Here is a 6,977-nt window from a genome sequence, read left to right as displayed (position 1 = left end):
CCGCCCGGAAATCCGCGGAATTCCGGCCCGGTTCCGGTAGCGTGGCTATCATGGCCACACGTACTACTTCCGCGCGCAGTGGAACAGCCAGGGGCAGCTCCGGCACTAAATCCGCCGCGTCCACAGGCCGCGGTTCCGGGTCGGCAGCAGCCAAATCCAGCAGGTCCGGGGGCTCCTCCAGTACGGCCCGCACCCGGCAGCTTCCCGCCGTCGAACACCACCAGCCGTGGCTGCTGCGGGTGGTGGGCGGCGCCTGGCTGGCCATCGGACACCTGGTGGGCGGGGGAATCCGCCGCATCGGCCACGACGTCAGCGACCTTCCCGCCGAGGAACGGCGCGACGGTGCCGCACTGTTCAACCTTGCCCTCGGCGTCTTCATCGCCACCTTCGCCTGGTGGGGCCTGACAGGCTGGTTCCCGGATGCTGTCTACGCCGTGGTCAACGGCACCTTCGGCTGGATGTCCCTGCTGCTCCCGCTGATGCTGTTCGTCTGCGCCTTCAGGCTGTTCCGGCAGCCCTCCGACGGGCGCGGCAACAACAGGGTGGGGATCGGCTTCCTTGTCATGACATTCGCCGGCTGCGGCCTTGCCCACGTCCTGGGCGGCCAGCCCACCGTGGCCCAAGGCTTTGACGGCCTGCGCCAGGCCGGCGGAATGCTGGGCTTCCTGGCAGCCACCCCGCTCGCGGCCATCCACGCCGCCGTCCCGCTGGTTCTCTACGGACTCCTTGCCTTCGTGTCCCTGCTGATCATCACCGCCACGCCGTTCACGGCCATCCCGCGGCGGCTGCGCGGAGCCTACGAGCACCTGATGGGCATCGACCTGATGGACCACGAGCAGTCCAAGGACACACACGACCGCAGCTACCTGGAGCGCACACCTCCCGCCGCACCCAAAAAGAAGAAGCGCCGCCTGTTCGGCAAGGACGAAGAGCCCGACGCCGGCCTGGAAGGCTACGTGGGCGACGAAGCCTTCGAGCACGCCGTCATCGATGACGACGACGACGACGAGCCGCAGCCGCCGCGTCCCGCGCCCGGCGTCCGCCGGCCCACCCAGGCGGAGATCGCCGTCGAAAAGATCAAGGCGGCCCAGGGCCTCGGCGCCTCCGCGGCCGCAGCGGAGAACGCCACCGAAGCGATTCCGCTGATCACGCCCGGCATGCCCGCTCCCGGTACTCCCGCTCCGGGCCGCCCGCCGGCTTCGGCCGTACCGTCCGTGCCCTCGACGCCGGTGGCTCCCGCGCCGCCGCCGGTTCCCATCCCGCAGCGCACCGAGCAGCTGTCCCTTGCCGGCGACGTCACCTACACCCTGCCTGCTTCGGACTACCTGACGCCGGGATCCATCCCGAAGGAACGCACCGAAGCCAATGACGCCGTCGTCGCTGCCCTGACCGACACCCTCCAGCAGTTCAACGTCGAGGCCCAGGTGACCGGCTTCAGCCGCGGCCCCACCGTCACCCGGTACGAAATCGAACTGTCGCCCGGCACCAAGGTGGAGCGGGTCACGGCACTGTCCAAGAACATCTCCTATGCCGTGGCCTCCAGCGACGTCCGAATCCTGAGCCCCATCCCGGGGAAGTCCGCCATCGGCATCGAAATCCCCAACACTGACCGCGAGACCGTCTCCCTCGGCGACGTCCTCCGCAGCCAGAACGCCCGCCGGACCGACCACCCCATGGTCATGGGCGTCGGCAAGGACGTGGAAGGCGGCTACGTCGTGGCCAACCTGGCCAAGATGCCCCACCTCCTGGTGGCCGGCGCCACCGGTGCCGGTAAGTCATCCTTCGTGAACTCCATGATCACCTCCATCCTCATGCGCGCCACCCCGGACGAGGTGCGCATGGTGATGGTGGACCCCAAGCGCGTGGAACTGACCGCCTACGAAGGCGTCCCGCACCTCATCACGCCCATCATCACCAACCCCAAGAAAGCGGCGGAGGCCCTGCAGTGGGTGGTCCGTGAGATGGATGCCCGCTACGACGACCTCGCCAACTACGGGTTCAAGCACATCGACGACTTCAACAAAGCGGTGCGCGCCGGCAAGGTCCAGCCGCCCGTGGACTCCAAGCGGGTCATCCGTCCCTACCCATACCTGCTGGTGATCGTGGACGAACTCGCCGACCTCATGATGGTGGCGCCGCGCGACGTTGAAGACTCGATCGTCCGCATCACCCAGCTGGCCCGTGCCGCCGGCATCCACCTGGTCCTGGCCACCCAGCGGCCCTCAGTAGACGTGGTGACCGGCCTGATCAAGGCCAACGTGCCCTCCCGCATGGCGTTTGCGACGTCCTCCGTGACCGACTCCCGCGTGGTCCTCGACCAGCCCGGAGCCGAAAAACTGATTGGCCAGGGCGACGCCCTCTTCCTGCCCATGGGTGCTTCCAAGGCGATGCGCGTCCAGGGCGCCTGGGTGACGGAATCCGAAATCCACAAGGTGGTGGAGCACGTCAAGGGACAGCTCCAGGCCGTCTACCGTGACGACGTCGCTCCCGAGGCGGAAAAGAAGCAGATCGACGACGACATCGGGGACGACCTCGAGGTGCTGCTGCAGGCCACCGAACTTGTGGTCACCACCCAGTTCGGCTCCACGTCCATGCTTCAGCGCAAGCTGCGCGTCGGGTTTGCGAAGGCCGGCCGCCTCATGGACCTGCTGGAGTCCAGGGGAGTGGTGGGACCCTCCGAAGGATCGAAGGCCCGCGACGTGCTGGTGAAGCCGGATGACCTCGCTGCCGTCCTCGCAGCCATGAAGGGCCAGGAGGCTCCGGCCTCGGCGGACGCACAGACCGCCGCCCTGAGTGACAACGCCAATGCGAACATCGCCCAGGGCGGCTATGCCGAGGACCTGGTGGCGGCGGACCTGGACCAGCGAAAGCAGAACGTCGAATATTACGACGGGTCGGATACGGCACCCGGGGGCTACGGCGAAGACGACGACGGGTCCGAAGACGCCTGGTCCCTCACCGGACGCTAGCCCCAAAGACGGTAGCCTAAGAACGTGACTAGCACCGATGCAACCGCCGCCGGCCCAGGCCGTGCCGGGGTCTGGAACCTCCCCAACGTCCTGACCATGCTCCGCATCGCGCTGGTGCCGTTTTTCGTCTGGTTCCTCCTGGCCGATGCGCCCGGCCTGCGCAGCGAGTCCGGGCTGTGGCGCTGGGCGGCGGTGCTGGCGTTCGCCGTCGCAATCTACACAGACAAGCTCGACGGCGACATCGCCAGGAGCCGGAACCTCGTCACGGACTTCGGCAAGATTGCCGATCCCATCGCGGACAAGCTCCTTACCGGGTCTGCCCTGGTCATGCTGTCGGTTCTGGGCGAACTGCCGTGGTGGATCACCCTGGTGATCCTGGTCCGTGAATGGGGCATCACCGGCCTGCGCTTCTTCGTCATCCGCTACGGCGTCATCCCCGCGTCCCGCGGCGGCAAGCTCAAGACCGTGGTGCAGACCGCGGCGATCTTCCTCTACCTCCTGCCGCTGGGTGCCTTCGCCCCCTGGCTGGCCTGGGTTGCGTTCGCCGTCATGATGGCTGCTGTCATCCTCACCGTCTGGACGGGCGTCGAATATGTTGTTGAAGCGCTGCGCCTCCGGGCCAAGGGGAAGCTGCAGGCAAGGCCCGACCAGGGACAGGAACAGCCATGACGAACCTTCACCACCTCGCCCAACAGGCAGTGCGGCAGGCCCTTGAATCCGGGCGTACCGTAGGCACTGCCGAGTCGCTGACCGCGGGCATGGTGTCGGCCGTCCTGGCCGATACCCCCGGGGCTTCCGGCATGCTCCAGGGCGGCGTCGTCGCCTACCAGAATTCCGTCAAGCAATCAGTCCTGAACGTCCCGTCGGCCCTGCTGGCCAGTGTTGGGTCCGTGGACGGGGACGTTGCAGGCGCCATGGCGGCCGGAGCCCGCACGGTGCTGGGCGCCGATGTTGGTCTTTCCACAACCGGGGTAGCCGGTCCGGAAGGTCACGATGGGAAGCCGGTGGGCACTGTGTACATCGGTATCGCCACGGCCGCCGGCACGTCAGCCTTCGAGTATGTTTTTGACGGCAACCGGGCTGAGATCCGTGGACAGGCATGCGGCGCTGCCCTTGAACGGCTGCTCGAAGCGCTGTCGTCCTGACCCGGGTTCCGGCTGCCCTTGTCCCGGCGAAGTTACCGGGCGTAAAGTTACCGGGAACAAAAGCCGGTACCGATTAGTTATTACATTGTGTCGCTTCCGAAGAGCGGAGGCGCCTAGGATGAAAACACCACGACGGTTCGCCCCACGGCGGACCTGACCAATGAGGGAGCAAGGCGATACAGATGGTAAAGCAGCCCGTATCCGTAAACGGCGTTGTCCGCTGGAAGGATGTGGGCCTCGCCGATCAGGCTAAGAGCGAACAGAAGGAGCGCAAGATGGTTGTACTTCGTCACGAAATTGGTGATGTCCTGCGCGATGTCCGCCAGCGTCAGGGGCGCACGCTCCGTGAAGTTTCGCACAGCGCCCGTGTCTCCCTGGGATACCTCAGTGAAGTGGAGCGCGGCCAGAAGGAAGCGTCATCCGAGCTTTTGTCCTCGATCTGCTCGGCCCTGGATGTTCCGTTGTCCAGCATGCTCCGCGAGGTCAGCGACCGTGTGGCAGTAGCCGAAGGCGTTGCCGTTCCGGACACCGTTCCCCAGGAATTCTCCCAGCGTTACGGCCGTGACCTTGAAAGCGACCTTAACAACGAGCTCAACGACGAACTTTCCACCGGTCTTCTCTCCGGCGCCCGCTAAGGGCAGCCCCCACCCCGAAGTGGGCCCTGGAATACATGAAGCCCCTGGCCGCAGGCCAGGGGCTTCATCGTTCCTGTCCGGCATAGGACCGGTTCGTCAGTCCCGCCCTGCGGCTGATGCGGGCGCGTCCTTGGGGAACCCGTCCCGCTCGTAAGTGGAGTTCAGCATCGCCATGTAGCGCGCCAGTTCTTCCAGGTCCTGCACCGGCCATTCGCCCAGGCGCTCACGGAAAACCTGCCGCCGGGCATCCTGAACCTGGTGCATCTTCTCCTCGCCCTTGGGCGTGAGCCGGATCGACTGCGCCCGGCCGTCCAGCGGGTCTGCCTCTTTGGACACCAGCCCGATGCTTTCGAGGAACGCGATCTGGCGGCTGATGGACGGCTTGCCCACACCGATGTTCATGGCAAGGTCGGTGAGGCGGATGGGGCCCTCGCGCCGGATGACGGTCAGCAGGCCGTAGGCTGCCGGCTCCATGTCCGGGTGGACCTGGCGGGACAGCTGGTTGGAGATGGCACGCGTCCGGCGCCAGAACAGGCTGATCTGGTGTTCGACGTTCTGCAGCGCAGCATCGACTGTCGCTTCGTCCGGGCGGCTGTCCGGCAGTGCATCGGGGGAGTTGCTCATGGCAACAATTCTAGGGTCCCGGAGCGTGAGAGAATTTTCGGATGCGAATCAGCGACTACTGGCGGCTCATGGATGACGAATTCGGTGCAGGGTACTCCCGCGTACTGAGCAGCACCCTGGTCCTCGCCGGCGTAGGCAGCCGGACTGCAGACCAGGCACTGGCCGCCGGTGTGGAGCCGCGCAAGGTGTGGCTCGCCGTCTGCGATGTCCAGGATGTTCCTGCGGAACGGCGGCTGGGACGCGACATCAAACCCCTTCGGGACTAGCAGTCCCTGCCGGTTGTCCGCCACCGGTATTTCCCTGACACGCCGCGCCGCTGTTCGAATACCTGTTCGGATAAAGCTATGCTTTCCATAACGGGTTATCCACATAGCCGTCGTCATCCGGCAGGAATGTCAGTGGGTCCCCTTAGCGTCAGAGATGACCAATAAACGGCCGCTGAGGCCACCATCGAGAAAGCATTAGAGGTGTCAACCATGGCGGCAGCCCCGGATCGTGCAAAAGCGCTGGAAGCAGCACTTGCCCAGATTGACAAGCAGTTCGGCAAGGGCTCGGTCATGCGCCTGGGCGATGAAGTCCGTGCCCCGATCGAAGTCATCCCCACCGGTTCCATCGCATTGGATGTCGCCCTGGGAATTGGCGGCCTGCCCCGCGGCCGCGTCGTGGAGATCTACGGACCGGAATCCTCCGGTAAGACCACCGTTGCCCTGCACGCGGTGGCAAACGCCCAGCGCCAGGGCGGTATCGCGGCGTTCATCGATGCCGAGCACGCCCTGGACCCGGAGTACGCCGCCAAGCTGGGCGTGGACACGGATGCCCTCCTCGTCTCACAGCCGGATACCGGTGAACAGGCCCTGGAGATCATGGACATGCTGGTCGGCTCCGGCTCCCTGGACGTCATCGTCATTGACTCCGTCGCAGCCCTGGTGCCCCGCGCCGAAATCGAAGGCGACATGGGCGACAGCCACGTAGGCCTCCAGGCACGCCTCATGAGCCAGGCCCTGCGTAAGATCACCGGCCGCCTGAGCCAGACCAAGACCACCGCCATCTTCATCAACCAGCTCCGCGAAAAGATCGGTGTTTTCTTCGGCTCCCCTGAAACCACCACCGGCGGTAAGGCCCTGAAGTTCTACGCTTCAATCCGCATCGACGTACGCCGTATCCAAACGCTGAAGGAAGGTGCCGATTCCGTCGGCAACCGGACCAAGGCGAAGATCGTCAAGAACAAGATGGCCCCGCCCTTCAAGGTGGCCGAGTTCGACATCATTTACGGCCAGGGCATTTCCCGTGAGGGCGGCATCATCGACATGGGTGTTGAGCACGGCATCATCAAGAAGTCCGGCTCGTGGTTCACCTACGATGGCGACCAGCTCGGCCAGGGCATGGAGAACTCGCGGCGGTTCCTCCGCGACAACCCGGAGCTGGCAGCCGAACTCGAGCGCCTGATCAAGGAAAAGCTTGGTGTCGGCGTGAAGCCGGCGGAGCCCGAATCCAAGGACTCGCCCAAGCTGAAGGCCGTCGACGGGTTCTAGCAGTTGACGGGAAGTGAACGGGAGCGGCGGCCCCGGAGTGCCGCAGGCCGCCCACGCGGCGCCCGCCGGGCC

Annotated in this window: 7 protein-coding genes; 6 read left to right on the top strand and 1 reads right to left on the bottom strand. The window is 65.7% G+C overall.

Going from position 1 to position 6,977, the window contains the following annotated elements; genetic code table 11:
- The first annotated feature begins 50 nt into the window (after positions 1-50).
- The 4 genes from P2Q66_RS15165 (at position 51) to P2Q66_RS15150 (ending at position 4,749) form a co-directional block, all read left to right on the top strand.
- Positions 51-2,969 (top strand): DNA translocase FtsK, encoded by a 2,919-nt coding sequence (locus tag P2Q66_RS15165; protein WP_275729418.1) that lies wholly within the window; start codon positions 51-53, stop codon positions 2,967-2,969.
- 24 nt (positions 2,970-2,993) lie between these two features.
- Positions 2,994-3,638, top strand: a complete 645-nt coding sequence (gene pgsA, locus P2Q66_RS15160; RefSeq protein ID WP_275729416.1) for a CDP-diacylglycerol--glycerol-3-phosphate 3-phosphatidyltransferase — start codon at positions 2,994-2,996, stop codon at positions 3,636-3,638.
- Positions 3,635-4,114, top strand: coding sequence for a CinA family protein (locus P2Q66_RS15155; protein WP_115525026.1), 480 nt, complete (start codon positions 3,635-3,637; stop codon positions 4,112-4,114). The genes pgsA and P2Q66_RS15155 overlap by 4 nt, the downstream gene beginning before the upstream one ends.
- A 182-nt stretch (positions 4,115-4,296) precedes the next feature.
- On the top strand, positions 4,297-4,749 hold the full coding sequence (locus tag P2Q66_RS15150) for a helix-turn-helix transcriptional regulator (protein ID WP_079595481.1): 453 nt from the start codon (positions 4,297-4,299) through the stop codon (positions 4,747-4,749).
- A gap of 96 nt (positions 4,750-4,845) precedes the next feature.
- On the opposite strand, the gene P2Q66_RS15145 is transcribed toward P2Q66_RS15150, so the two are convergent.
- Positions 4,846-5,373: a MarR family transcriptional regulator gene (locus tag P2Q66_RS15145; RefSeq protein WP_079595480.1), complete on the bottom strand. Its 528-nt coding sequence runs from the start codon at positions 5,371-5,373 to the stop codon at positions 4,846-4,848.
- Positions 5,374-5,414: 41 nt separating this feature from the next.
- Here P2Q66_RS15145 and P2Q66_RS15140 point away from each other — a divergent pair, with 41 nt between their 5' ends.
- Together P2Q66_RS15140 and recA are read left to right on the top strand one after the other, a co-directional pair.
- Positions 5,415-5,639: a DUF3046 domain-containing protein gene (locus P2Q66_RS15140; protein WP_115525025.1), complete on the top strand. Its 225-nt coding sequence runs from the start codon at positions 5,415-5,417 to the stop codon at positions 5,637-5,639.
- A gap of 210 nt (positions 5,640-5,849) precedes the next feature.
- Entirely contained in the window at positions 5,850-6,905 is a 1,056-nt protein-coding gene (gene recA, locus P2Q66_RS15135; RefSeq protein WP_079595873.1) for a recombinase RecA, read from the top strand.
- Positions 6,906-6,977 lie beyond the last annotated feature (72 nt).

Source organism: Arthrobacter sp. Cr_A7 (genome assembly GCF_029222765.1).
In the GTDB taxonomy this organism is placed as follows: domain Bacteria; phylum Actinomycetota; class Actinomycetes; order Actinomycetales; family Micrococcaceae; genus Arthrobacter.
Note: the sequence above shows the minus strand (reverse complement) of the source record. Positions and strands in the feature narration are given on the sequence as shown.